Raw genomic sequence first — 25,588 nt, 5'->3', positions numbered from 1 at the left:
GCAGGGCCCGGGGAGTGGGCGCAAACTAGTCGAAGCTTGCCTTCCGTGCAACGGGGGAAATCCAGGCGCTTGATAAGTCCTGACAGGAACTGGCATCAGGCTGTGGGAGAGCAGGATTTCGCCCTTGGAGAATAGCCTATGACCACTGTTCCCGGTCCCGACGGATTGCCCCGTTGCCGCTGGTGCTCCGGCGCGCCGGAATTCCTGCCCTATCACGATCACGAATGGGGTTTTCCTGTCAGTGACGACACGCGCCTCTTTGAGAAGCTCTGCCTCGAAGGCTTTCAGTCAGGGCTGAGCTGGCGGACCATCCTCAACAAGCGCGAAGCGTTCAGGGCCGGGTTTGCTGGCTTTGATATCGACAAGGTCGCAGCCTTCACCGAGATCGATATCGATCGCCTCCTTGCCGACAAGGGCATCGTGCGCCATCGCGGCAAGATCGAAGCCGCCATCAACAATGCCCGGCGCGCCCAGGAACTGATCAAGGAGGCCGGCTCGCTTGCCGCTTATATCTGGCGCTATGAAGCGCCGGCGGACGAAACGCTGCCGCAGAGCATGACCACCAGCCTCGCCGCCATCGCCCTTTCGAAGGACCTCAAGAAACGGGGCTGGAAATTCGTCGGGCCAACGACGGTCTTTGCCTTCATGCAGGCCATGGGCCTCGTCAATGACCACGCCATCGGCTGTATCAGCCGTGAAAAGGCAGCAGCCGACCGAAAGCTCTTCATCGTTCCTGGTCGATAAAGGCGGAAAAGCCCTGTCGCGAGGCGACAGGGCCAGTTGCAGCTAGACACCTTCGGCTTCGATGGTCGCTTTCGCAGCGTCATAGAGCGCCTTGCCGTCTGTGCCAGCGGCCTGCATGTCGGCAAACCACTGGTCGATGGTGGGCTGAGCGGCCTCTTTCCAACGGGCCGTTTCCGCTTCATCGAGCTGGATGATGTTATTGCCCGCATCGGTCGCGATCTTGAGGCCAACGGCGTCGCCGGCGTCCATCACGCGGCCGAACTCACGAGCCGTCTCGATGCCGGAATTGGCATCGATAACCGCCTTGAGATCGTCCGGCAGCCCGTTGTAGCGGTCGAGATTCATGGTGAAGGCGAAGGTCTGGGTATAGAGCCCATGACTACCCGAGAAGCCGGTATGGTTCTTGACCAGCTCTGCGACCTTGAGCGATGGCGTTACTTCCCAGGGAATGGTCGTGCCATTGATCACGCCGGTCGAGAGCGCCTCCGGCACCTGCGGCACCGGCATGCCGATGGGCTCGGCCCCGAGACGGGCCAGCATGTCGCTGATGATGCGCGAGCCACCGCGGATCTTCATGCCCTTGAGATCTTCCAGTTTTGTGACAGGGTCCTTGGTGTGGAAAAGACCCGGGCCATGGCCGTGGACGCAGATCAGCTTGACGCCGTCGAACTCGTTGAGAGCGTTGGCTTCCACATAGTTCTGGAAGGCGACCGAGGTCGGTTCGGCCTTGGTTACCATGAAGGGCAGTTCGAAGACTTCGGACTTGGGGAAGCGTCCGGGCGTATAGCCGAGCACGGTCCAGATCAGATCGACCACGCCATCCTTGGCCTGGTCAAAGAGATCGCCAGGCGCGCCGCCGAGTTGCATGGCGGGATAAAGCTCGAACTTGAGCCGCCCACCTGAAGCCTCCTCGACGCGTTTGACCCAGGGCTCGATGGCCTTGGCGGGGATAGTCGCCTGCGCGGGCAGCATCTGGTGCACGCGCACGTCTTGGGCCCGCACGATGGCGGGCGAGGCAAGAACAGCAGTTCCCGCTGCCGCCCCGATCAGAAATTCACGTCTCTTCATAGTTCCTCCCTCCTATGGATCGGTGTTCTGTTCCGGGCCGAGCGGCCCGGATTTACTGCCCCGGCATGGTCAATAGAGCCATCGCACGAGGAAGAGCGAAATGGTGGGGAACGCCACCAGGATCACGGTGCGCACGAGGTCCGAGACCAGAAATGGCGTAACGCCAAGGAAGGTCTGGCCAATGGACGTGCCTTTGCTCATCGAGTTGATGACAAAAAGATTCATCCCCACCGGCGGACTGATGAGCCCCACCTCCACCACGACAAGCGTGAGGATGCCGAACCAGATCGAAAACTCTTCGTGGCTGAGGCCGAAATCGAGCGCCAGGGTCACCGGATAGACGATCGGAATGGTGAGCAGGATCATGGACAGGGAATCCATCGGGCCGCCGAGGATCAGGTACATGATCAGGATCAGCGTCAGCACCAGCCAGGGATTAAACCCCTGTTCGGTGACGAAGGCAGCGGCGGCCTGCGGCAACTGGCTGAGCGCCAGGAAATTGTTGAGCGCCGCGGCGCCGAGAATGATCATGAAAATCATGCCCGTGCCTGTCGCCATCTGTACCATGGCGGTGCGGAAGGCCGGCCAGGTCAACGTCCGGTTGAAAATGGCTATGAGGCCTGTACCTACCGCACCAACAGCTGCCGCCTCGGTCGGCGTAAAGATGCCCGTATAGATGCCGCCGATCACCAGAATGAAGATGAGCGGCGCTGGCCAGATGCGGCCCAGTTGCCGGAAGCGGTCGGCATAGGGCATGCGCGGATAGGGCGTGCCGGCGCTTTCCGGCTTCAGCCGCGCCACGATGGCGATGGTAACGCAATAGCCGATAGCAGCGAGCAAGCCCGGCACGATGGCCGCCAGGAACAGCTTGGCGATATTCTGCTCGGTCAGGATGGCATAGATGACGAGTATCCAGGACGGCGGCACCAGAATGCCGATTGTGCCGCCAGCCGCCAGCGTGCCTGTTGCCAACGCACCCGAATAGCCGTGGCGCTTCAATTCGGGCAGCGCGATCTGGCCCATGGTGGCAGCGGTCGCCAGCGACGAGCCGCAGATCGAGCCGAAGGCCGTACAGGCGCCGATGGAGGCCATGGCCACGCCGCCCTTGCGATGGCCGAGCCAGGCTGTGGCGGCGTCAAACAGCGAGCGCGACACCCCGCTCATGGCCGCAAACTGTCCCATGAGCAGGAAAAGCGGCACGACGGCGAAGGAATAGCTCGAAAAGGTGGAATAGGTCAGCGACTTGAAGAGCGCAAAGCTCGGGTTCCAGCTTTTGGTGATGAGATAATTGCCGACGACACCAACGACCAGCATGGCGAGCCCGATCGGCATGCGCAGGAAGATCAGCAGCAAGAGCACCGGGAACGACCAGAGGCCCAGTTCGATATTGCTCATTCAGAAGATTCCCGGTTCGGGCTTGTGGGGTGTTCGCGAAAGAGCATTGGCCGTGGATCGGACCACGCAATAAAGGCTCACCAGGAGCATGCTGACGGCGCCAAGCATGGCCGCGGCATAGGCCATCCAGATGGGGATATGCAGGATGATGCTCATCTCGCGATTGCCCATCTTGTCCATCATGCCGACGCCGAAACGCCAGACGATGAAGCCAGTGGCGGCGAGCATCACGAGATCCATGACCACTTCAATCACCGCCGCGACGCGTGGCGAAAAATAGTCGGTAATGAGCGACACATCGGCATGGCCGCGCAGATACTGCGTCAGCGGCAAAGAGCAGAAAATGGCGAAGAGCACGCCGAACTGCACGATCTCCGTGTCCCCCAGGATTGGCCTGAGACCAAAGGGGATCAGCGCCCGCCCGATGACGCTGATCAGCGTGACGATGGTAACAACGACAAGCGCCACGCCGCCCGCAATGGCGACGCCCGTCGCAAGGCCGAAAACGGCACGCCCAAGAGGCGTATTATCCATGACGCGCTCCCTGCAAGAGACGAGCGAACGCTACCCAGCGCCCCACAGGACAACCCTTATTCGAGTGGCTTTGCATGGCTCCTCCTGCCCTGAGCCGAACCAAGTAAACGACTGCCCCCGACTGTTGTAAAATGAGATGTTCGCGCCGTTCGATAATCTGACGATTATCCTATTGGCCAAAAACCTCGGAAAAGGCGTCGTTTCATAACTTAGAAAATATAGTAAGGCGGCCGCCGCGGCTTGCCGCGTCAGTGCCAGTACCCAAAGCCATTCCTCCAATGGCAATGTTATCCTATATAACTAAATACCCAGCAGCAAGCGAGCTTGCCGCCACGAGCCAGAGAGCGTCGATGACCCAAGACCGTGCCACAGGTGCCCTACCCTCAGCCCATGAGCCCGGCGATGCACTGCAGACCGGCGGCACAACTGGCATAATCGGCTACCGGCTGCGGCGCGCGCAGCTCAGTGTCTTTCAGAAATTCCTGTCGATCTTCGACAGTCTCAAGCTGCGTCCGGCTGACTATTCCGTGCTCGTGCTGATCGCCGACAATCCCGGACGCAAGCAGACGGAAATCGCCGAAGTGCTTGATATCAAGCGCGCCAATTTCGTCACGCTCGTGCATGGGCTTGAAGAGCGGGGCCTGGTCGAACGCATTCCCTCTTCTGCCGACAAGCGCGCCAACGCCCTGCATCTCACCGAAGAGGGCGAAACCTTTCTCGCCCATGCGCGCCAGGTGCATGAAGCCATGGAACAGGAGCTGATCGACCGGCTCGGCGGCGAGGGTGAACGCGCGCAATTGCTGGCCTTGCTCGATCGCCTGACCTGATCTCACCGAAAGACCGGCGGGCGCTTTTCGAGAAAGGCACGCAGGCCCTCCTCCGCATCCGGTCCGGTCTGGCTCAGCGCCGCCGTCAGGCTTTCGGCATAGAGTCCCGCCTCGGGTGGCATGCTGCCGATCTGGGCAATGGCCTGGATGATGAAGGCATTGACGGTCGGGGAATTCCTGGCAATGCGCTCGGCCAGCTCAAAAGCCTTTTCCAGCGCCTGCCCCTCGGGCACGACGTGATGCGCTAAACCCAAACGTTCCCCTTCGGCCCCGGAATAGGTTCGGCCGGTGAGCATCATTTCGGTCAACCGATCCGGCCCGATCAACCGGGAGATCCACACGGAGCCGCCGCCGCCGACAAAAATGCCCCGCAGCCCCTCGGGCATCTGAAACCGCACGCTTTCTTCTGCGACGCGCACGTGGCAGGCAGCACCGAATTCGAGCCCACCCCCCATTACCGCGCCACTCATGGCGGCAACGACCGGAACCGGCGAATGGGCGATCTGCGCCATGACCCGATGCCAGTTGCGTGAATGCGCCATCACCTCCAGCGGCTGGCGCGACACATGCTGCGACAGGTCGAGACCCGATGAGAAGTGCCCGCCCGCCCCTGATACGACGATGGCCCTGACCGTGTCCGGCACCGCAGAAAAATAGGCGTCGAGCGCAGAGACGAGATCGTCGCTGAGCGCATTGCGCTTTTCGGGCCGATTGAGCGTCAGATGCGCAATGGCGCCCCTGGTCTCCACCAACAATACATCGCCTGCGGCCATCATGATTTCCTTCCTCACGCGCTCAGCAGCTGCCGCACATCATCGGGCAGCGGCGCCGACCGGATCGCCTCGCCGTCGCGAACCACCCAGACGCGCTTTTCGTGCGCTTCTATCGCCAGTTCGCCACCCTTGAGGAGCCTGTGCTGCACCGAAAAGCTGGAACGGCCCAACTCGGTGATTTCCGACTGGATATCCACACTGTCGCCAAACGTGCTCGGCTTGAGAAACCGCGCGCCGGTATCGACCATAGGGATTCCGGCAATACCGTAATGCGTCAGCCAGTTGCGCTTGTTCCGGCCGAAGGCCGAGGTCAGCATGGCCGCTGTCGCATTGTCGAAGAAGCGGAAATAGTTGGGATAATAGACAATGCCTGCCGGGTCGCAGTCACCGAACTGGATGGTGAGCTTCATACGATGGGAGAACATAGCTCCTCCTATTTCGCCTGCATGCGCAGGGCGCCATCGAGGCGCACGACTTCGCCGTTGAGATAGTCGTTTTCGACCATGGCGCGGACCAGCGCAGCAAATTCCTCCGGCCGACCGAGACGCGCCGGATTTGGAATGGCGGCGGCGAGCCCGTCCTTGGTCTCCTGCGGCAATCCTTCGAGCAGGGGCGTGAGGAAAAGACCCGGCGCAATCGCCAACACCCTGATGCCGAAGCGCGCAAATTCCCGCGCTGCCGGCAAGGTAAGCGAGACTATGCCCCCCTTGGACGCCGCATAGGCCGCCTGCCCGATCTGCCCCTCGAAGGCAGCGACCGAAGCAGTGGAGATGATGACGCCGCGTTGCCCATTGGTATCCGGCTCACCCAGCGACATGGCATGGGCGCAAAGCCGCATCATATTGAAACTGCCCACGAGATTGACGCGAACGATCCTCTCGAAGGCATCGAGCGGCATCGGCCCATCGCGCCCAACGATCCGCGCCGCGGTGCCGATACCTGCGCAATTGACCAGCACCGACGGCACGCCCAAGGCCGCCACGGCCGCATTGACCGCCGCCTCGGCCTCGGCCGCATCGGCCACATCGAGCGCAAAGAACCGGCCGCCGAGTTCGTCGGCTATCGCCTGCCCCTTCCCGACATCCCGATCGAAAATGCCGACCGTCGCACCCGCCGCATGCAGCGCCCGCACGGCTGCAGCACCAAGACCAGAGGCTCCGCCGGTAACAAAGGCAGTCTTGCCGGAAATCTCCATCACGCCGCCTCGGGGTTTTCGAGCAGCAGCGCAATGCCCTGCCCACCACCGATACAGGCCGAGGCCACGCCATAGCGGACGCCGGACCGGCGCAGCTCGTTCGCCAGCGTCAGAGCCAGCCTGATGCCCGTCACCCCCAAGGGATGGCCGATCGCAATGGCCCCGCCATTGACGTTGAGAATACTCTCATCCAGCCCCAACTCGTCCACGCAAGCGAGAATCTGTGCACCAAAAGCCTCGTTGATCTCAACCCGCCCGATCTGGTCGAGCCTCATACCGGCAACTTCCAGCACGGCACGAATGGCCGGCGCCGGACCAATACCCATGATCTGCGGCGGCACGCCGACAGCGGCACTGGCAAGAATGCGCGCCACCGGCTTGTGCCCGTTAGCCCGGGCATAGGCGGAAGAGGCGACCAGCACCGCCCCTGCCCCATCGACAATGGCTGAGGAATTTCCGCCCGTTTGCACACCGCCGAATGCGGGCTTCAGCTTCGCCAGGACGTCATAGGGCGAAGGCCGGATGTGGGTGTCGACATCAACGCTCTCGACGCCGCGGGGCAACTTAATCCCGCGCTTGTCGAGGCCGTCGATTTCGAACGCTTCGCTGACAACCGGCACGATCTCCTCGCCCAGAATGCCGGCATCACGCGCCGCCAGGGCCCGCCCAAAGCTGCGCTCGGCGAAGCGGTCCACGCGTTCGCGGGAAATGCCGTATTTCTTTGCCAGGTTCTCCGCCGTATCACCCATGTTGACGCAGCCGGCCGGATCGTAGAGCGCCTCCCAGAGGAAATCCTTGAACTCCACCTTGCCCATGGCAAAGCCGTTGCGATGGGTATAGGCGGCGATCGGATTGCGGCTCATCGACTCGCAGCCCGCCGCCAGCGCCAGATCGACACGCCCCAGCGACACGCTGTCCGCCGCCTGTGAAATCACCTCGATCCCCGTGCCACAAATGCGCTGCACCAGATGCGCCGGCGCTTCGAGCGGCGCACCGGCATAAAGCCCGATATGGCGCGGCGTGACATAGGCGTCGAACGAGGCCTGGGCCATGGAGCCGGCAATGGTATGGCCGATGTCCGCCGCCTTGACGCCAGTCCGCTCGATAGCCGCCCGCGCCGCCTTGATGCCGAGATCGATGGGCGAAATCTCGCTGAGTGCCCCGCGATAATCGACAAAGGGCGTTCGCGCCCCGCCGAGCAGCCAGACATCGTCAAAGGTCAGGCGAAGCCCCTTGCTCATTGGTGAAAACCCTTTCGGTCAAGCACGAGAATGGATGGCCCCGGCGCATCGGCATGCAGCGCGGCAACGAGGTCAGCCCGGTGCGCGCGCACCGCACGCTGGTTGATCGAGCCCTTGTCGGTAATTTCGCCTCGGTCGATATCAGGCAGACCGGCAAGCAGCAGCGCCCGCGCCACATGGTTGGAGCTGCCGGTGGACCGCTCGGCCAGTTCGGCCAGCGCCATGGCAAATTTCGCCCGCACCAGCGGATGAGCGATGACCGCCTCGGGCTCGGCGTCCGCGGCCAGTCCCGCCTGGCGCTTGCACGCTTCAAGATCGGGAAAAATCATGGCCCCGACAAAATTGAGATCGAGCCCGGTAAGAACGCAATCGCGGATCAGCGGCGCACAGGCCCCGATCACCGCAGACCGAACCGCTGCGAAGTTGACCCAGGTGCCCGTCGAAAGCTTGAAGTCCTCCGCCACCCGGCCATCGAAGACAAAGCCCCGGGACAGATCCTCGGGGTCTGCATAGCGCACCGCATCGCCGATCCGATAAAACCCTTCTTCGTCAAATGCCTCAGACGTCTTGACGGGATCGCGCCAATAGCCGGGCGTCACATTGGGGCCCTTCAGCCGCAGTTCCGTCTTGTCGCCATTAGGCACGAGCTTGATGGTCATGCCTGCGGCCGGCAGGCCGATATGACCTGCCTGTTCCACCGGCCAGGTGGTGGTGAACGCAAAGGGCGCCGTCTCGGTCGAGCCATAGCCGGTGATGATCATCACCCGCTCGCCCGTCTCGGCCCGCGCCGCCCGATCGAGCCCATCGAACACATGCTGCGACAGCCCCGCCCCCGCATATTGCAGCAGCTTTAGCCGCGCAAAAAGATTGCGCCGTGCCTTGGGATGATCGTCAAGCGCGGCGACAAGGCATTCATAGGCCTTGGGCACATTGGTGAAAAAGGTCGGCTGCACGTCTTCGAGATTGCGCAACGTCGCGCCAAACCGGGCCGGCGTTGGCTGGCCGTCGTCAATGTAAAAGCTGCCGCCATTATAGATGGCAATGCCGGTATTGTGGCTGCCGCCCGCCACGTGGTTCCACGGCATCCAGTCGAGCAGTACCGGCGGCTCATCCCTCAGAAAGGCAAGTGCCGTACGGATCATTTCCTGATTGCAGGCCATCATCCGATTGGTGGTGATCACGCCCTTGGGCAATCCTGTCGAACCGGAGGTGAACAGCACCTTGGCCACCGTATCCGGCGTGATCGCATCATGCGCCGCGGCCACCGCCGACGTCACAGGCGTCGTCAGGAGATCGTCGAAGAGCCGTGCCGGTCGGCCCGCCGGCAGATTGGTACGAACGATGAGCGGCATGTCCGGCGCAAAGGTGGCGGCAATCGCCGGCCCGAATTTTTCGCCATCGCTGGCATAGACCATGCCGGGGGTCACGAGCCCCACAATGTGCCTGAGCTTGCCGAAATCGCTCGAGAGCAGCGAATAGGCCGGCGAGACCGGGGCATAGGGAATGCCCACCCAGATCGCGGCGAGCCCCAATAGAAAATGCTCGATCTCATTGCCCGAAACAATCATCAGCGGCCGTTCGGCCGAGAGACCGGCATCGAGCAGTGCCTGGCTTAGCGGCTTCATACGCGCCAACACCTCGGAAAAGCTGAGCGGGCGCCAGCCACCCCCCTCGCGATCGGCAATGAGAACCGTGTCCGGCGTCTTCTCCGCCCAGGCCTCAAGCGCATCGACGATCGACCGCGGATAGGCGCCCAGCGTCTCGATGGACCGCACGATGGTGCTGCCATCCGGGCGGTGTTCCGCCTCGGCCGCCATATTGCCCAGCCGCACGGGACGGATAGGGGTCGCCTTTACGTCCATGAGTTCCTCCCTCACGGAATATAGTTATGCTGTATATCTAAATCATGTGCAACGGGCCTTGCTCCATGGTAAGGAGAGACAAGCGCCGGCCAAGGCGGAACACGCATCTCGGAGGAAAGATGACCGATCCAGTCAAGCCACCCTACCATGCCGATATCGTCGGCAGTTTCCTGCGGCCAGATGCCGTAAAGGCAGCGCGCAAGGCGCATTTTGAGGACAAGACCCTCTCGGCCGAAGAGCTGCATGCCGTCGAAGATCAGGCCATCGCCGACGTCATCAAGATGCAGGAAGACGCCGGTTTGAAAGCCGTGACCGATGGCGAATTCCGCCGCGCCTGGTGGCATTTCGACTTCATGGGCATGCTCAACGGGCTCGACATCATCCAGCGCGAAGGCGGCGGCATCCAGTTCCACGGCGTCGCCACCAAGGCCGACGTGCCGGTGATTTCGGGAAAACTCAGCTTCCCCGCCGATCATCCCATGCTGGAGCACTACAAATTCGTCGCCGCCAAGACCAAGGTGACGCCAAAAATTTCTATCCCCGGCCCCAGCGCCATCCACTTCCGAATTGCCGACGACGATATCTCGGTCGCCGAATACAAGCACGATGCCGATGCCTATTTCGATGCCATCACGGCCACCTACAAGGACGCGGTGAACGCCTTCTACGCCGCGGGCTGCCGCTACCTGCAGATGGACGACATCTTCTTCGCCTATCTCTGCGATCCAAAGATTCGCGCCGATCGCAAGGCCCGCGGCGAAGACCCCGATTGGCTGATCGGCCGCTATGCACAGATGATGCACGACGCCATCGCAGACCGCCCGGCTGACATGCTGATCGGCATGCACATGTGCCGCGGCAATTTCAAATCGACCTGGGTCGCCGATGGCGCCTACGATCCAGCCGCCGATGCCGTCTTCAACCAGACGGACGTCGATATCTACTTCATGGAATATGACGACGAGCGCTCCGGCGGGCTCGAGCCGCTGCGCCTCCTGCCCAAGGGCAAGAAGCGCGTCCTGCCCGGCTTCATCACCACCAAGACGGCAGAGCTTGAGGATCTCGACGATCTCAAGCGCAAGTTCGATGCGGCCAGCAAATATGCCGATATCGACCAGCTCGGCATCGCCCCGCAATGCGGCTTCGCCTCGACCGAAGAGGGCAATGCCCTTACCTTCGACGACCAGCGCCGCAAGCTCGACCTCGTGGTCGAAACCGCCGAGGCCATCTGGGGCCGCGTCTGAAACCAAAACCGCGCCACCCCTGGGGATGGCGCGGTTTGTCTATTCCGCGGGCTTGGCTGGAACAGTCTCTGCCGGTTCGTGCTCGTGGTCGTCCGGCGCCTTGGGCATGAAGCGGCGGGTGAAGGCGCTGAAGCTGTCGATGTAGGTCAGCAGCACCGGCACAACGAGCAGCGTCAGCGCCGTCGAACTGACCAGACCCCCGATCACGGCATGGGCCATCGGCGCGTTCTGCCCCGAACCCTCATGCAGGCTCAAGGCCAGCGGCAACATGCCGAAGATCATGGCGAGCGTCGTCATGATGATCGGACGGAAGCGGGTCACCCCGGCTTCGACCAGCGCCTCATAGAGGTTCGCGCCGGCCTTCACATGCTGGTTGGCATTATCGACGAGCAGAATGGCGTTCTTCACCACCAGACCCATCAGCATGATGAAGCCGATGGCCGAGAACATGTTGAGCGTCGAACCGCCAATGAGCAGGCCCACCATGACGCCGATCAGTGCCAGGGGCAGCGAACCCATGATGGCGATCGGCTGCAGGAAGCTGCCGAACTGGCTGGCGAGCACGAGGTAGATGAAGATCACCGCCAGCAGCAGCGCCGAACCGATGGCTCCCATCGTATCGGCAATCTGCTCGACTTCGCCGCCAAAGCTGCTGCGATAGCCCGTGGGGAATTCGAGGCTGCCCACAGCCGCCTGGAGCTGCGGCGTTACCGTGCCCAGTTCGACGCCAGACAGATAAGCCTCGACAGTCACGCCACGCTGAAGATCCTGGCGATTGATTGTCGCCGGCCCAGTGCTGGCGACGACTTCCGCCACCTGGCCGAGCGTGATCATGCCGTTCGAACCCGTCGCGCCGGACTGGGCGATCGGCAGGTTGCTGATGGCGTCGAAATCACTGCGCAGGCTTTCCGGCAGCCGGACGACCAGCGAGGAAACCTCCCCGTTGGGCGCGGTCCAGTCGACGACTTCCTCGCCGCTGATCAGCGGCCCCATGGTCGCAGCCACCTGCGCCATGGAGACGCCGAGATTGTTGGCGAGTTCGCGGTCGACAGTGATGCCGACGATCGCCTGGGCGTCATCGAGGCTCGAGGTGATGTCGATGAGCCCGTCGATCTCCTCCATTTTCGCCATCAACTGGTCGGCAAGCCGGCCCAGTTCGACGAAGCTGTCGCCATAGAGCGTGATCGAAACCGGTGCCGTCGACTGACCAAGGCCAGAAGCCGCCGAGACCTGGAACTTGGCGCCGGGCACGGCTTCAAGCAGGCGTCGCGCCTCTGGCATGAGGTCCTGCGGCGATCGGGTCCTCTGGTCGCTGGAAACCAGGGTGACGGTCAGCGTGCCAGAATTCGCGCCACTGGCCGCAAGGCCGCCGGCAATGGTCGAATAGGTCCGCTCGACTTCCGGGATCTGGCGCAGGACAGATTCAGCCTGCCGCAGCTTTTGCGCCGTGTGTTCCTTCGTCGACCCGGCCGGTGTCTCGGCCGTGACCGTGAAGATACCGGTATCCGTAGCAGGCACGAATTCAACCCCGACCCGCGGGAAGAGAGCGAGCGCCCCGACTAGCGACAGCACGGCGATCATCAGCACCGTCTTGCGATATTTCAGGCCCCAGCGGATGAGGTGGCGATAGCCCTCGGTGACCCATTCGAAAAAGCGGTCGAACTGCTGGATGGCACGGCCGATCGGGCCGCGCTTGGCATTGGGATTGGACGCAGGATCGTACCAGACGCTCGACATCATCGGGTCGAGGGTGAAGGCGACGAAGAGCGAGATCAGCACGGCGACCGAAACGGTGACGCCGAACTGCAGGAAGAACCGCCCCATAATGCCATCCATGAAGGCAACCGGGAGGAACACGGCAACGATGGAGAGGGTCGTGGCGAGAACCGCCAACCCAATTTCATTGGTACCGTCAAAAGCCGCCTGACGGTGGCTCTTGCCCATATGCAGGTGGCGCGTGATGTTTTCGCGCACCACGATGGCGTCGTCGATAAGGATACCCACCGCCAGCGACAGGGCCAGCAGCGTCATCATGTTGAGCGTGAAGCCCAGGAAGTTGAGCGCCACCATGGTGCCGATGATCGAGATCGGCAGGGTAAGGCCGGTGATGACAGTCGATCGCCAGGAATTGAGGAACAGGAACACGATCACGACGGCGAGGATGGCGCCTTCGATGAGCATGTTCTGGACCGCATGGAACGAGTCTTCCACGGGCTTGGCATTGTCCACCACGACTTCGATATTGATGCCGGCACTGGACAGTTCGTTGGCAAGCAGATTGTCGATCGTGTGACGGATGTCCTCCGCAACGCCAACCGTGTTGGCGCCCTGGGTCTTGAGGATATCGATCGCCAGAGCCCGTTCGCCGTTGAGAATGGCAAGGCTCGACGCCTCCCCGGTCCCGTCCTCGATGGTCGCCACATCGCGCAGCGTGACCGGCTGGCCACCCTGATTACCCACGATGATGTCGTAGAAATCCTCCTGGTTCTCGAGACGTCCGAGCACCTGGATGGACTGCACGATGCTGCCTTCGGTGATCGAACCCGCGGAGAGGTCACGGTTCGAAGCCTGCAGCGCCGAGATCACGGCATTGGGTGCAATATTGTAGGCAGTCAGGCGATCGGGATCGATCTGGATATTGAGCTGGCGCGGCACCCCGCCGACCACCGACGCGCTACCCACACCCGAAATATTGGAGAGGCGGGTGACGATGATGTCTTCGGTGAGCGAGGTGAGATCACGGTCCGACAGCGTATCGGAGCTGACCGCGAGCGAAAGCACAGGCAGTGCCGAGGGGTCAAAGCGCAGCACGCGCGGATCGCCGGCATTGTCAGGCAGGTCCGCCTTGATCGGATCGATCTTGTCGCGAACTTCCTGTGCCATCTGCTGGGAGTTCTGCTCAAGATCGAAGATCATGAGCACCATGGCCTGGCCCGATTGCGCCGTGGACTGGATGGTGTCGAGACCGGCGAGTGTATTCACCGCATCTTCGATGGGCTTGACGATGTCCGCTTCCACAGCCTCGGGAGAGGCGCCGGGATAGCTGACGACGACCGCCACGACCGGGAAGTCGATATCGGGCATCTGCTCGATGGGCAGTCGCTGGTACGAATAGATACCAAAGACCATGATCGCCACCATGATCATGGTGGCAAAAACAGGATGGTTGACGCTGATGCGCGTGAGGAACATGCGTCAGTCCTCTACGGTTTCGTAGGCGGAGCCGGCCGTGAGCTCGGCAAGCGGCGCCGAGACGATGACGTCGCCCGCGGTCAGCCCGCTGACTTCCACCACGCCACCGCGATGCCAGGCGTCGCCCGGCTCCACAGCCTGCCGCACCAATGTGCCGTTATCGAGCTTGAGCACGAATTCGCCCTCGGCGTCCTCGCGCAGTGCCGATGCCGGCACCGCGATGGCATCCGCCTTCTCGGCGACCGTTATCTGCCCCGTGGCGAACATGCCGCCGCGGAGGCGACCGGGTTCATTATCGATCAGGACATAGATTGGAATGGTCCGCGTTCCGCTCGCCGCTACAGGATTGACGCGCGTCACCTCGCCTTCGAAGGTTTCGTTCGCAAGGCCCGCCGCCGTCACTTCCACCGCCTGGCCGGGCGACACGAGCGCACTCGAAGTGACCGAGCCGGAGGCCTGAAATTCCATTTCATCGAGATTGACGACAGTAAAGAGCGCCGTGCCCGTACCGATCGTCTGGCCGGCTTCGACCGAGCGCTCGGAAATGACGCCATCGATGGGCGCACGCACCGTTGCATTGCTGAGCGCCAGCTCGGCCACCGACACCGCGCTTTCAAGCGCCGTCATATTGGCCTCTAGTGCTGCGGTCGCCGAACGCGCCTGTTCCAGCGCCGAAGGGCTGGTCAGCCCCTGCCGCGCCAGTTCCTCGGTACGTTCGAGCTGCTGTTGCGAGGAGAAAAGCTGCGCGCGCGTCGCGTCGGCCGTGGCGCGCTGCTGCGCCAGTTGCAGGGCGAGATTGGCCTGATCGATCTCAACCAGCACCTGCCCCTCCTTGACAGCATTGCCGGGACGCACGGCAACGCTCAGCACGCGCCCTGCGGCCTGCGCCGCAACGACTGCCTGTTTGGAAGGCACCAGCGTTCCAGTGACCCTGACCGTTTGCCGCAGAACCTGCGGCGCGATCTCGGTGATTTCCGAGGACAGCAATTGCCGCACGACCGGCGCGGCCTCGGCCTCTTCCACTGTGGCCGGCGCAGATGGTCGCGTGGCGAAGTAGACCACACCGCCCACCACGATCAGTCCGAGCACGATCCACGGCCCGATCCGCCGCTTGGGCTTGAGGCCCTCGGCGACCCGGCGGGCATTTTCTTTTTCCCGCTTGCTTTGTGCCCATTCGGGCTTTTCATGGGCTGTGGTCATGGAGAGTGTCCTGATGAAATGGGGTCGATTGATAGTCTATCGGCCTGTGGGCACTGGCCTATCGGGGGATTAACGGGCGTTGGAAGGGCGAGGGCGACGGCGTCCTGCGCAGTTGTCTCAAACGTTGGGCCAAGGCTGTTTCTATCCAGGATTGGCGCAAAGTCCGGAGAGCCGGCCGACGCGCATGTTAAAGTGCTCGCATTCGGCTCCTTTTCCGTGGTCCATATTGCCGCAACATTGCGAAACTGCAAAGTCCACGCAATGCAATGGCAATCATTGTCAGACATAACCCCATCCATGATGAGGTAGCCATGCGTATACTTTTGGTGGAGGACGAGCTCGATCTGGCACGAGCATTGATCAGTGCCCTCGAACGCCACGACATTCTGGTAGATCACGTTTCGACCCTGGAAATGGCCCTCGAAGCGGTCGAAAACGCCGTCCATTCGATCGCGGTTCTCGACCGCAAACTGCCCGACGGCGATAGCCTGACGATCATTCCGCAATTGCGCCGGGCCCAGGCCGGGCTTCCCATTATCGTGCTCTCCGCCCTCGGCTCCCCCGAGCATCGCATCGAAGGCCTCGAAACCGGCGCCGACGACTATCTGGCAAAGCCTTTTGTCGTCGATGAACTCGTCGCCCGCATCCGCGCCCTGATGCGCCGCCCCGCCATGATCGCCGATATGGGCATCACCGTGGGCAAGCTGACCTTCAACCTCGGCGATGGCACGGCCACCGCCGCCGGCGAACCGATGACACTGACCCGTCGGGAAGTGCTGGCCCTCGAAGTGCTCGTGCGCCGCGCCGGCCGCACCGTTGCCCGCTCCGCGCTCGAGGAAGCCGTTTACGGCTTTGACGACGAAATCGCCTCGAACACGCTCGACGCCCATATTTCCCGCCTGCGGCGCAAGCTCGCGCCCGCCAATGTCGAGATCCACAGCATCAGGGGCATCGGCTACCTGCTCCGGGCCACCTCATGAAGCATCGGCCACTCTCTCTGCGCCTCGTCCTCTCGCGTGGCCTCATCGCCATCCAGATCGTCGTCCTGGTGGGCTTCACGCTGGTCGCCGCGGTGCCTTTCCTCATCGCCGTAAGCGCCCAGCAGGGGCTCGACGAAGGCGTCGTGGACGACATCGTCCGCTCCGTCCAGCGTGTCGAGGATGGCAGTTTTTCCCTGGAGCCCAATTCCGACCTGCAGGAGGTCGTCGACACCTATCCCGACTTCTGGTTCATCATGGTCGATGTCGAAGGCAACATCGTGCGGCGCGGCAATGTGCCCGCCCCGGTGAACCTCTTCCCCCAGAACCTGGTCCATGTCTCATCGGCGAACTTCACCGATTTCGGGGATTCCAAGCACCCCTATGCCATCGTCCGGACCCGCAATTCGAGCATGGGGCGCCTCTGGGTGATGACCGGCGGCGGCCCCCCCGTGCGCTTCAGCGTCGTCGCCAAGGCGTTCGGCAATCCCATGTTCGTGGGCCTCATCATCCTGCTCTCGGCCGCGACGGTGCTGACCATTCCGCCACTCATTCGCCGGTCTCTCCTCGGCGTCGAGCAGGTGGCGCGCGATGCCGAGCAGATCGATATCGGCCAGAGCGACGTGCGCCTTTCCTACAAAAATGTGCCAGTCGAACTCGTGCCGCTGGTCCGCGCCTTCAACGAGGCGCTCGACCGCCTCGATAGCGGCATTGCGCGGCAACGGCGCTTCCTCGCCGACGCAGCGCACGAATTGCGCACGCCCATCGCCATCCTGCAGACGCGCCTGGAATCCCTGCCCGACGGCCCAGACAAGCGCCAGCTGCAGCGGGATTCCGCCCGCCTCGGCGGCATGGCCAATGAATTGCTCGACCTCCATCGCCTGGCGCTGTCACCCGACAGTTTTGAAACCGTCGATCTCGTCGACATCGCCGCTCAGGTCACCGCCGACCTCGCCCCGCTCGCCATCGATGCCGGCTGCGATATCGAATTTGACGGCCCGGAAAAGCCCGTGAGCGTGAAAGGCGATGCCTCCGCCCTCTCCCGCGCCATTGCCAACCTCGTCCTCAATGCCATGTCGCATGGCGGCCCGGAGGTAAGCATCCGCGTCGAGGTCAACACCGACGGGCGCGTCTGCGTCTCGGACAATGGTCCGGGCGTCGACCCCGAGCACCGCGAAGAGATCTTCTGGCCCTTCCACCGCCTGTCGCAATCGCCCAACGGCGCCGGCCTGGGCCTGAGTCTGGTCTACGACATCATCAAGCGCCACGGCGGCAAGGTGAGCGTCGCCTCGGCCCCCCAAGGCGGCGCCCTCTTCGAGATCAGCCTGCCGGTGATCAAGGCCTAGCGCCGGAACCGATCCCTGAGCAGCCAGTAGAGCGCGAACAGCGAAAGCAGCGTCAGGCCGAACCAGGTCAGCGCATAAAGCAGGTGATTGTTCGAGAATGTAAGGACGGTCAGCCCCCCAACGGGATAACCCTCCCCGCTCGCATCGGCATCGATGAAGAACGGTGCCAAATTCTCAACGCCACCGGCCGCCCCGATCTCCGCCACGTCGCGCGAATACCAGCGTCCGGCATTGGGATCATTGCTCCGCAAAAATCCGCCGTCGGGCTCGCTGGCCCGCAATAGCCCGGTGATGGTGACGGCACCCACCGGCCGCTCAACGCCGGCGTCACGCTGGTCGGCCGTCACAAAACCACGATTGACCAGAACCGCCCGACCATCGTCGAGCAGCAGCGGCGTCATGACCCAGAAGCCGCCGCCATAAACGGTAACAGCCTGGCTCAGCGTATCGCGGCCTTCAAACCGCCCGCTGACCGACACGCGCTGATATTCGCTGCTCCCGGTGTCGATCGCACCCCAATCCGCCTGATTGAGATCAAGCGGCGCGGCGGTGCTACGCTCTTCCACCGCCGCCACAAGACTGTTCTTCCAGGCCAGCCGCTCGACCTGCCACACGCCGAGGGCCCCGAAGCCCAGGGCACAGACCGCGGCGAAAGCGGCAAAGGCAATGAGGCCGAAGGAGAGTTTTCGCGCCCCCTGCCCTTCCCGCTCCGTCATGGCGTCAGATCAGGTCTGCCGGGTTCATGATATGGCCCGGCATCATATTGGTGTTGAGGTGGAACATCACCCACAGTGAACCCGACAGGGCAATGACAATGATGATGATCGTGAAGATCGCCGCCATCATCGTCCAGCCGCCCTCGGACTTGGTGTTCATGTGCAGGAAGTAGACCATGTGCACAAAGATCTGCACCACGCCAAAGCCCATGATCACCAGCGTGGCGATCGTGGTGTCGGCGATCACGTCTCCCATCACCAGCCAAAACGGAATGGCGGTGAGGATGACCGAAAGCGCAAACCCGATGAGATAAGTCCGGCGCGTGCCGTGATCGTGCCCGTCGCCATGCGCATCCGGATTGGGATGAGCATGCGTGCCCGAAGCCAGCGTATCGGTGGAGGTGTGAGCGCTCATCGCAGCATCCCCATGAGATAGACAACCGTGAAGACGCCGATCCAGATGACGTCGAGGAAGTGCCAGAACATAGACAGGCACTGCACGCGGATCTTGTTGGCCGGGATCAGCCCCTTGGCCCCGATCTGCACCAGCAGCGTCACGAGCCAGAGAATACCGAAGGTCACGTGCAGGGCGTGGGTCCCCACCAGCACGAAGAAGGCGGAAAGGAAGGCCGAACGCTGCGGCACCGCGCCTTCATGGATCATGTGGTAGAATTCATAGAGCGTCAGCCCCAGGAACACTGCGCCCAAAAGCCCGGTGATCACCAGCCAGACCAGCGTGCCGGTCTTCTTGCCCTCGTCCATGTCGAGCATGGCAAAGCCATAGGTGATGGAGCTAAGGAGCAGCGCGCCCGTGCTCACTGCCACAAGTTGCAGGTTGAACAGGTGTTCCGGCGACGGGCCGGCGGCGAAATTGCCCCCGAGCACGCCATAGATGGCAAAGAGCGACGCGAAGATGAGACAGTCGCTCATCAGGTAGATCCAGAACCCGATCTGGGTCGAGCCATGCGGGGCATGGTGATGCGGCACCAGTTCGTAGAACTGGGTGGCTTCGCCCTCAGCGGTCGTTGCGTGTGAACTCATCTTAGCGGGCTCCGCTCAAGAGGCGCGTGCGTTCGTTCTCGACGTCAGCAACGGCCTCGACCGGGATGTAGTAGTCGCGGTCATAGTTGAATGTGTGGATGATGGCGGCGCCGATGAGCGCCACGAAGCTCAGGATGGCGAGCCACCACATGTACCAGATCAAGGCAAAGCCAAGCACGACGCTGAGGCCAGCGAGGACCACCCCCGTGCCGGTATTGCGCGGCATGTGGATTTCCATGAAGTCCTTGGTCGGACGCTGCGCATTCCGCGCCTTCATGTCGGCCCAGGCGTCATTGTCGTGAATGACCGGCGTGAAGGCGAAGTTGTACTGCGGCGGCGGCGAGGACGTCGCCCATTCGAGCGTGCGGCCGTTCCATGGATCGCCCGTCGTGTCCCATTCCTTGTTCTTGCCCAGGATCGACACGCCGAACTGGATCAGCATGGCGCCGATACCACCCGCGATCACCAGCGCACCGATACCGGCGATGATGAACCAGATCTGCAACGACGGGTCATCGAACGTGCGCAGGCGCCGCGTGATGCCCATCAGGCCCAGCACGTAGAGCGGGCCGAAAGCCAGCCAGAAGCCGACGTTCCAGAGCCAGAACGAGACCTTGCCCCAGAATTCGTTGAGCTTGTAGCCGAACGCCTTGGGCCACCAGTAGTTGATGCCGGCAAAGATACCGAACAGCACGCCACCGATGATCACATTGTGGAAGTGCGCCACGAGGAACAGCGAATTGTGCAGCACGAAGTCGGCGGGCGGCACGGCGAGCAGCACGCCGGTCATGCCACCGATGGTGAAGGTGAGCATGAAGGCGATGAGCCACATCATCGGCAGTTCGAAGCGGATGCGGCCCTTGTACATCGTAAAGAGCCAGTTGAAGATTTTGGCACCTGTCGGGATCGAGATGATCATCGTGGTGATGCCGAAGAACGAGTTGACGCTCGCCCCCGAACCCATGGTAAAGAAGTGGTGCAGCCAGACGAGGTAGGACAGCACCGTGATCACCACGGTCGCGTAGACCATGGACGTGTAGCCAAAAAGGCGCTTGCCCGAGAAGGTCGAGGCGACTTCCGAGAAGATACCGAAGCACGGCAGGATCAGGATGTAGACCTCCGGGTGACCCCAGATCCAGATGAGGTTGATGTACATCATCGGGCTGCCGCCGAAGTCGGCGGTGAAGAAGTTGGTGCCGACATAACGGTCGAGCGCCAGCAGCGTCAAAACAGCGGTCAGGATCGGGAAGGACGCAACGATCAGCACGTTGGTGCAGAGCGAGGTCCAGGTAAAGACCGGCATCTTCATCATCGTCATGCCCGGCGCGCGCATCTTGATGATGGTCGCGATCAGGTTGACGCCAGACAAGGTCGTCCCCACACCCGCCACCTGTAGCGACCATATGTAATAGTCGACGCCTGAGGCTGGTGAATGCTCGATCCCCGAGAGCGGCGGAAAGGCCAACCAGCCAGTCTGCGCGAATTCGCCGACAAAGAGGCTCATCATCACGAGTACGGCGCCGCCGGCTGTCATCCAGAACGAGAAATTGTTGAGGAACGGGAAGCTGACGTCGCGCGCACCGATCTGCAACGGCACCACATAGTTCATGAAGCCCGTGATCAGCGGCATCGCCACGAAGAAGATCATGATCACGCCATGCACGGAGAACAGCTGATCATAGTGGTGGGCGTTGAGGTAACCCTCATAGCCATTGAAGGCGATGGCCTGTTGCAGGCGCATCATGAGAGCGTCAGCAAAGCCGCGCAGCAGCATGACGAGACCGAGCACCATATACATGATGCCGATCTTCTTGTGGTCGACGCTGGTGAACCACTCTTTCCAGAGATAGCCCCAGAGCTTGAAATAGGTCAGCGCACCCAGCACGGCGAGACCACCAATGGCCACGACGATGAAGGTGATGACCACGATTGGTTCATGCAGCGGCAGGACGTCCCAGGTGAGACGCCCGAAAATGAAGGACCAGAATTCGTTTGTCATAGCGCGTCAGCCGAGGTGTTTTGGTTGAAGGCGAGCTTGCCGGCGAGCCAGTCAAGCGCGGGCGCATTGCTCTGCGCGACCATTTCGGGACGGGTCAGACCCTTGCCCACCAGCGGCGTAGCGTTCGGAGCCTTGAGCGCCGGCAGCTTCGCCGTCATGGCAATGGCTTCGTCCGTCGAACAGATCGCGGCGACATAAGTCTTCTGCGGGCCGAAGGGCGAGCGGTTCTTTTCGCCGCCGCCATAGAGTTCCGGCGCGAGGTTATCGATGCCGGCGTGGCCCAGTCCGCCCTGCTCGTCGATCGACATCATCTCGCTCACGCACATCTTGTCGCGCTCGACGCACATATTAACGATGGCGGTATAGAGCCCGCTTTCGACACCGGCGAAATGCATCACCGGCACATGTTCGCTCGGCTTTTCGACTTCCAGATAGCGCTGGCGGCTGAGCATATCCGGCGAGTTGCGAACCTCGGCCACCCAGGCCTCGAATTCACCATCGCTCACGCCCTTGGTCTCAAAGTGCATGCCGGAGAAGCCATGGCCGCTATAGTGGGCGGCAATGCCCTTATAGGTACCAGGCTCATTGATCACGCCATGCAGCCGGGTCTGCATGCCCGGCATGGCATAGATCTGGCCAGCCATGGCGGGAATGTAGAACGAGTTCATCACGGTCGAAGCGGTCAGCTTGAAGCTGATCGGCCGATCGACCGGCGTCACGAACTCGTTGACCGTGGCAATGTCGTATTGCGGGTAGATGAACATCCACTTCCAGTCGAGCGCCACGACCTCCACTTCGAGGGGCTCGACTTCTGCGACGATCGGCCGGTCCGGACCGAGCCGGCCAAGCTCGCGATAGGGATCGAGCAGATGGGTCGACACCCAGGTCACCGCGCCAAGACAGATGATGATGGCGAGCGGAGCCGACCAGATCACCAGTTCGAGCTGGGTCGAGTGATCCCAGTTCGGTTCGTACTTGGCATTATTGCCCTGCCGGTATTTGCGCGCGAACAGCACGACCAGCACCATCACCGGAATGATGATGAGCAGCATGAGCACTGTTGCGATGATGATGAGATCGCGCTGCTGCACGGCGACATCGCCTGCAGGCGCCATCACCACGGCATTACAGCCGGCGAGAAGTGGTGCCACCAGGGGCACGAGAAGAAGTTTGGCAAAACGAGACATTGCGGCCCTTGGGAGGAAGACTGCGCTGGTTTGCGGACTACTCTCATGGCACCCTCTGCGCCATCGGACATTTTGTCCACTCGCAAGCGCCCTGTCTTTGATGCAAGACAAGTTCAAACCAGTCCGTAGCGAATGACTGACCGCTTTCTTCCTCCTCCCGGAGAGCGGATCGGAAATTCAATAAAACCAGGAGCTTAGCGACATGGCAGCCTCCACTCCCCAGGTCCCTGAGACTTCAGCCGAACACGACGCACGCCAACTTCACGACACTCACAGACCCGTCGATGCCAATGAGATCGCCATCGGTGTGATTATTGGTCGCACCTCCGAGTTCTTCGACTTCTTCGTCTATGCCATCGCCTCGGTGCTGGTGTTCCCGACACTGATCTTCTCCTTTGCCGACCCATTGACCGGCACGCTCCTGTCCTTCGCGGTCTTCGCCCTGGCCTTCGTCGCCCGCCCGATCGGCACGGCAATCTTCCTCGCCGTCGACCGCCGCTATGGCCGCGGCGTCAAGCTCACCATCGCCCTGATGCTGCTCGGCGTCTCGACCGTGGCCGTCGCTTTCCTCCCCGGCTACGATCAGGTCGGCTGGCTCGCCGTCGCCATTCTCGTGATCTTCCGTATCGGCCAGGGCCTCGCCCTCGCCGGCACTTGGGATGGCCTCGCCTCGCTCCTGGCGCTCAACGCACCCCAGGAAAAGCGCGGCTGGTTCGCAATGGTGCCCCAGCTCGGCGCCCCCATCGGTCTCATCGTTGCCAGCGCTCTTTTTGCCTATCTGTCCTGGGCCCTTTCAGCAGAAGACTTCCTCGGCTGGGGCTGGCGCTATCCGTTCTTCGTGGCCTTCGCCATCAACATCGTGGCGCTCTTTGCGCGCCTCCGCATAGTGGTCACGCCCGAATACACCCACCTCTTCGAGAGCGGCGAACTCGAGCCCTCGACGCTGCGCGAGACCATCACCAATGACTGGCGCAATATCGTCATTGGCGCTTTCGCCCCGCTGGCAAGCTTTGCCCTCTTCCACATGGTGACCGTGTTCCCGCTCTCCTATGTGTTCCTCTACACCCAGGAAGTGCCGGCCAATTTCCTCGTCATCGAAATTGCCGCCGCCTGCGTCGGTCTCGTCGCCGTCGTTCTCTCGGGCTATCTCGCCGACAGCATCGGTCGCCGCCAACTGCTGGGCTATTCGGCTGCCGCTATCGGCGTCTTCAGCATCTTCGCCCCGCTCCTCCTGGGCGCTGGCCAGACCGGCGAAACCATCTACATGATCATCGGCTTCGCCCTCCTGGGCCTCTCCTTCGGTCAGTCCTCCGGCGTCGTCGCTGCCAACTTCACGCGGCTCTATCGCTATACCGGTTCGGCGCTGACTTCAGACCTTGCCTGGCTCTTCGGCGCCGGCTTCGCGCCGCTGGTCGCTCTGCTGCTGTCGAGCAATTTCGGCCTCATCTCTTCCGGCGCCTATTTGCTCTCCGGCGCCGTCTGCACCCTGATCGCGCTCTATCTCAACCGGCACCTTGCCCGCACTAACTAACTGTTTCTGCAGACCTATTGGGGCGCGCGATCACATAAGTGGTCGCGCGCTTTGTCTTTTTTGCGTTCCGCCAAAAGAACAAGTGCACGCCATCAATCTTGTATGGTACATGTAACCGCGCGGCGAAAAGATGAGTCATCTCGCCGTGGTTTTGATGGCATGCGAGGAGCGGAAATGGCCAAGACTTATGCAATCGTGGGCACGGGCGGACGGGCCAGGATGTTCTACGAGGCCATCCTCGGACCTCACAAGGATAATTCCCGCATCGTCGCCCTCTGCGACACCAACCAGACCCGCATGGACTACACCAACCGCGTCTTCACCGAAGAACTCGGCGGCAAGGCAGTCCCGACCTACAAGGCCGGCGATTTCGACAAGATGATCGCCGCCGAGAAGCCCGATTTCGTCATCGTCACCTCGGTCGACCGCACCCACCACACCTACATTATCCGCGCCATGGAACTTGGCTGCGACGTCATCACCGAAAAGCCGATGACCGTCGACAAGGAAAAGTGCCAGGAAATCCTCGACGCCGTCGAGCGCACCGGCCGCAATGTCCGCGTGACCTTCAACTATCGCTATGCCCCGCACAATTCGGCCCTGCGCGAACTGATCGCCGAAGGTGCCATCGGCACGCCGACCTCGATCCACTTCGAATGGCTGCTCGATACCCGCCACGGCGCCGACTATTTCCGCCGCTGGCACCGCGACAAGCGCAATTCCGGTGGCCTCATGGTCCACAAATCGACCCACCACTTCGACCTCGTCAATTTCTGGCTCGGCAGCCAGCCCGACACGGTCTTTGCCATGGGCGACCTGAAATTTTATGGCCGCGCCAATGCCGAATCCCGCGGCGTCTTCACGCCCTATACCCGCACCACCGGCGTTGAAGCGGCCAAGAACGACCCCTTCGCCATCGACCTGACCTCGACCCCGGTTCAGAAGTCGCTCTACTGGGATGCCGAGAAGGAAGACGGCTACCAGCGAGACCAGAACGTTTTTGGCGACGGCATTTCCATCGAAGACACGATGAACGTCATGGTCCGCTACCGCAACAAGGCGGTGATGACCTATTCGCTCTATGCCTATGCCCCCTGGGAAGGTTTCAACGTCGCCATCAACGGCACCGGCGGTCGTCTCGAGCTGACCGTGCACGAGAATTCCTACATCAATGCCGGCGCTGGCTCGGAAACCGAAGGCTCCGCCAAGGGTGTGAAGCTCTATCACTTCCCGCTCCATGGCGAACCGCGCGTCGTCCCGATCAAGCATGCCGAAGGTGGCCACGGCGGCGGCGACAAGATCATGCTCGAAGAAATCTTCGGTAACGCCACGCCGCGCCCGGGCTATGGCGCCAACCATCGCGATGGTGCCCTCTCGATCCTGACGGGCATTGCTGCCAACCAGTCCTTTGCGTCCGGCCTGCCGGTCGACGTGCGGACACTGGTCAAACTCTGACCGTAAAGGGACGCTTTCGTTAGCGCCCCTGCAGCATCGCCAATGCCCTTTGGGAGAATGG

22 protein-coding genes are annotated in these 25,588 nt (G+C 62.0%); 7 read left to right on the top strand and 15 right to left on the bottom strand.

Annotation, left to right across the window (positions count from 1 at the left end; translation table 11 throughout):
• Positions 1-138 precede the first annotated feature (138 nt).
• Entirely contained in the window at positions 139-744 is a 606-nt protein-coding gene (locus ACSQ2A_RS10865) for a DNA-3-methyladenine glycosylase I (RefSeq protein ID WP_436072238.1), read from the top strand.
• Between the two features lie 42 nt (positions 745-786).
• Here the strand turns inward: ACSQ2A_RS10865 and ACSQ2A_RS10860 are convergent, their stop codons facing one another.
• The 3 genes from ACSQ2A_RS10860 to ACSQ2A_RS10850 form a co-directional block, all read right to left on the bottom strand.
• Positions 787-1,812 (bottom strand): TRAP transporter substrate-binding protein, encoded by a 1,026-nt coding sequence (locus ACSQ2A_RS10860; RefSeq protein WP_436072237.1) that lies wholly within the window; start codon positions 1,810-1,812, stop codon positions 787-789.
• A 69-nt stretch (positions 1,813-1,881) separates the two neighbouring features.
• On the bottom strand, positions 1,882-3,207 hold the full coding sequence (locus tag ACSQ2A_RS10855) for a TRAP transporter large permease (RefSeq protein WP_295415127.1): 1,326 nt from the start codon (positions 3,205-3,207) through the stop codon (positions 1,882-1,884).
• On the bottom strand, positions 3,208-3,741 hold the full coding sequence (locus ACSQ2A_RS10850) for a TRAP transporter small permease (RefSeq protein ID WP_436072236.1): 534 nt from the start codon (positions 3,739-3,741) through the stop codon (positions 3,208-3,210). It lies immediately after the preceding gene.
• 350 nt (positions 3,742-4,091) lie between these two features.
• On the opposite strand from ACSQ2A_RS10850, the gene ACSQ2A_RS10845 reads away from it, so the two are divergent.
• On the top strand, positions 4,092-4,568 hold the full coding sequence (locus ACSQ2A_RS10845; RefSeq protein ID WP_436072235.1) for a MarR family winged helix-turn-helix transcriptional regulator: 477 nt from the start codon (positions 4,092-4,094) through the stop codon (positions 4,566-4,568).
• A gap of 2 nt (positions 4,569-4,570) precedes the next feature.
• Here the strand turns inward: ACSQ2A_RS10845 and ACSQ2A_RS10840 are convergent, their stop codons facing one another.
• Genes ACSQ2A_RS10840 through ACSQ2A_RS10820 form a run of 5 tightly spaced genes read right to left on the bottom strand, consistent with a single transcriptional unit; the run spans position 4,571 to position 9,639 of the window.
• Positions 4,571-5,344, bottom strand: a complete 774-nt coding sequence (locus ACSQ2A_RS10840; RefSeq protein ID WP_436072234.1) for a crotonase/enoyl-CoA hydratase family protein — start codon at positions 5,342-5,344, stop codon at positions 4,571-4,573.
• 11 nt (positions 5,345-5,355) lie between these two features.
• Positions 5,356-5,766 carry an acyl-CoA thioesterase gene (locus ACSQ2A_RS10835; RefSeq protein ID WP_436072233.1) on the bottom strand — a complete coding sequence of 137 codons (411 nt, stop codon included), beginning with the start codon at positions 5,764-5,766 and terminating at the stop codon, positions 5,356-5,358.
• Between the two features lie 8 nt (positions 5,767-5,774).
• Positions 5,775-6,536 (bottom strand): SDR family NAD(P)-dependent oxidoreductase, encoded by a 762-nt coding sequence (locus tag ACSQ2A_RS10830; protein WP_436072283.1) that lies wholly within the window; start codon positions 6,534-6,536, stop codon positions 5,775-5,777.
• Positions 6,536-7,777, bottom strand: coding sequence for a thiolase family protein (locus ACSQ2A_RS10825; protein WP_436072232.1), 1,242 nt, complete (start codon positions 7,775-7,777; stop codon positions 6,536-6,538). Before ACSQ2A_RS10825 ends, ACSQ2A_RS10830 begins: the two co-directional genes overlap by 1 nt.
• Complete coding sequence (locus ACSQ2A_RS10820) at positions 7,774-9,639, bottom strand: feruloyl-CoA synthase (protein WP_436072231.1); 1,866 nt, start codon at positions 9,637-9,639, stop codon at positions 7,774-7,776. The genes ACSQ2A_RS10825 and ACSQ2A_RS10820 overlap by 4 nt, the downstream gene beginning before the upstream one ends.
• A 119-nt stretch (positions 9,640-9,758) precedes the next feature.
• On the opposite strand from ACSQ2A_RS10820, the gene ACSQ2A_RS10815 reads away from it, so the two are divergent.
• Entirely contained in the window at positions 9,759-10,883 is a 1,125-nt protein-coding gene (locus ACSQ2A_RS10815) for a 5-methyltetrahydropteroyltriglutamate--homocysteine S-methyltransferase (protein WP_436072230.1), read from the top strand.
• A 39-nt stretch (positions 10,884-10,922) separates the two neighbouring features.
• Here ACSQ2A_RS10815 and ACSQ2A_RS10810 read toward each other — a convergent pair whose 3' ends face one another.
• Together ACSQ2A_RS10810 and ACSQ2A_RS10805 are read right to left on the bottom strand one after the other, a co-directional pair.
• Entirely contained in the window at positions 10,923-14,075 is a 3,153-nt protein-coding gene (locus ACSQ2A_RS10810) for an efflux RND transporter permease subunit (RefSeq protein WP_295415135.1), read from the bottom strand.
• 3 nt (positions 14,076-14,078) lie between these two features.
• Positions 14,079-15,275, bottom strand: a complete 1,197-nt coding sequence (locus tag ACSQ2A_RS10805) for an efflux RND transporter periplasmic adaptor subunit (protein WP_295415136.1) — start codon at positions 15,273-15,275, stop codon at positions 14,079-14,081.
• 311 nt (positions 15,276-15,586) lie between these two features.
• Between ACSQ2A_RS10805 and ACSQ2A_RS10800 the strand changes: the two genes are divergently transcribed.
• Positions 15,587-16,255: a response regulator gene (locus ACSQ2A_RS10800; protein WP_056312329.1), complete on the top strand. Its 669-nt coding sequence runs from the start codon at positions 15,587-15,589 to the stop codon at positions 16,253-16,255.
• The gene (locus ACSQ2A_RS10795) at positions 16,252-17,598 is read left to right on the top strand and encodes a sensor histidine kinase (protein WP_295415137.1); all 1,347 of its coding nucleotides are present in this window, start codon (positions 16,252-16,254) and stop codon (positions 17,596-17,598) included. Before ACSQ2A_RS10800 ends, ACSQ2A_RS10795 begins: the two co-directional genes overlap by 4 nt.
• Here ACSQ2A_RS10795 and ACSQ2A_RS10790 read toward each other — a convergent pair.
• Genes ACSQ2A_RS10790 through cyoA form a run of 5 tightly spaced genes read right to left on the bottom strand, consistent with a single transcriptional unit; the run spans position 17,595 to position 22,541 of the window.
• Positions 17,595-18,314 carry an SURF1 family protein gene (locus tag ACSQ2A_RS10790; protein WP_436072229.1) on the bottom strand — a complete coding sequence of 240 codons (720 nt, stop codon included), beginning with the start codon at positions 18,312-18,314 and terminating at the stop codon, positions 17,595-17,597. The two genes, ACSQ2A_RS10795 and ACSQ2A_RS10790, sit on opposite strands and share 4 nt — an antisense overlap.
• Before the next feature lie 4 nt (positions 18,315-18,318).
• A complete protein-coding gene (gene cyoD / locus ACSQ2A_RS10785; RefSeq protein WP_436072228.1) occupies positions 18,319-18,729 on the bottom strand; it encodes a cytochrome o ubiquinol oxidase subunit IV in 411 nt (136 codons plus the stop codon).
• The gene (gene cyoC, locus ACSQ2A_RS10780; protein WP_436072227.1) at positions 18,726-19,355 is read right to left on the bottom strand and encodes a cytochrome o ubiquinol oxidase subunit III; all 630 of its coding nucleotides are present in this window, start codon (positions 19,353-19,355) and stop codon (positions 18,726-18,728) included. The genes cyoD and cyoC overlap by 4 nt, the downstream gene beginning before the upstream one ends.
• Position 19,356: 1 nt before the next feature.
• Positions 19,357-21,354: a cytochrome o ubiquinol oxidase subunit I gene (cyoB, locus tag ACSQ2A_RS10775; protein WP_295415140.1), complete on the bottom strand. Its 1,998-nt coding sequence runs from the start codon at positions 21,352-21,354 to the stop codon at positions 19,357-19,359.
• A complete protein-coding gene (cyoA, locus tag ACSQ2A_RS10770; RefSeq protein WP_436072226.1) occupies positions 21,351-22,541 on the bottom strand; it encodes a ubiquinol oxidase subunit II in 1,191 nt (396 codons plus the stop codon). Before cyoA ends, cyoB begins: the two co-directional genes overlap by 4 nt.
• Positions 22,542-22,743: 202 nt before the next feature.
• On the opposite strand from cyoA, the gene ACSQ2A_RS10765 reads away from it, so the two are divergent.
• Complete coding sequence (locus ACSQ2A_RS10765; RefSeq protein ID WP_436072225.1) at positions 22,744-24,072, top strand: MFS transporter; 1,329 nt, start codon at positions 22,744-22,746, stop codon at positions 24,070-24,072.
• A 174-nt stretch (positions 24,073-24,246) separates the two neighbouring features.
• Entirely contained in the window at positions 24,247-25,527 is a 1,281-nt protein-coding gene (locus ACSQ2A_RS10760; RefSeq protein WP_295415142.1) for a Gfo/Idh/MocA family oxidoreductase, read from the top strand.
• Positions 25,528-25,588 lie beyond the last annotated feature (61 nt).

This window comes from Devosia sp. LjRoot3, assembly GCF_964252865.1.
Lineage (GTDB): Bacteria > Pseudomonadota > Alphaproteobacteria > Rhizobiales > Devosiaceae > Devosia.
Note: the sequence above shows the minus strand (reverse complement) of the source record. Positions and strands in the feature narration are given on the sequence as shown.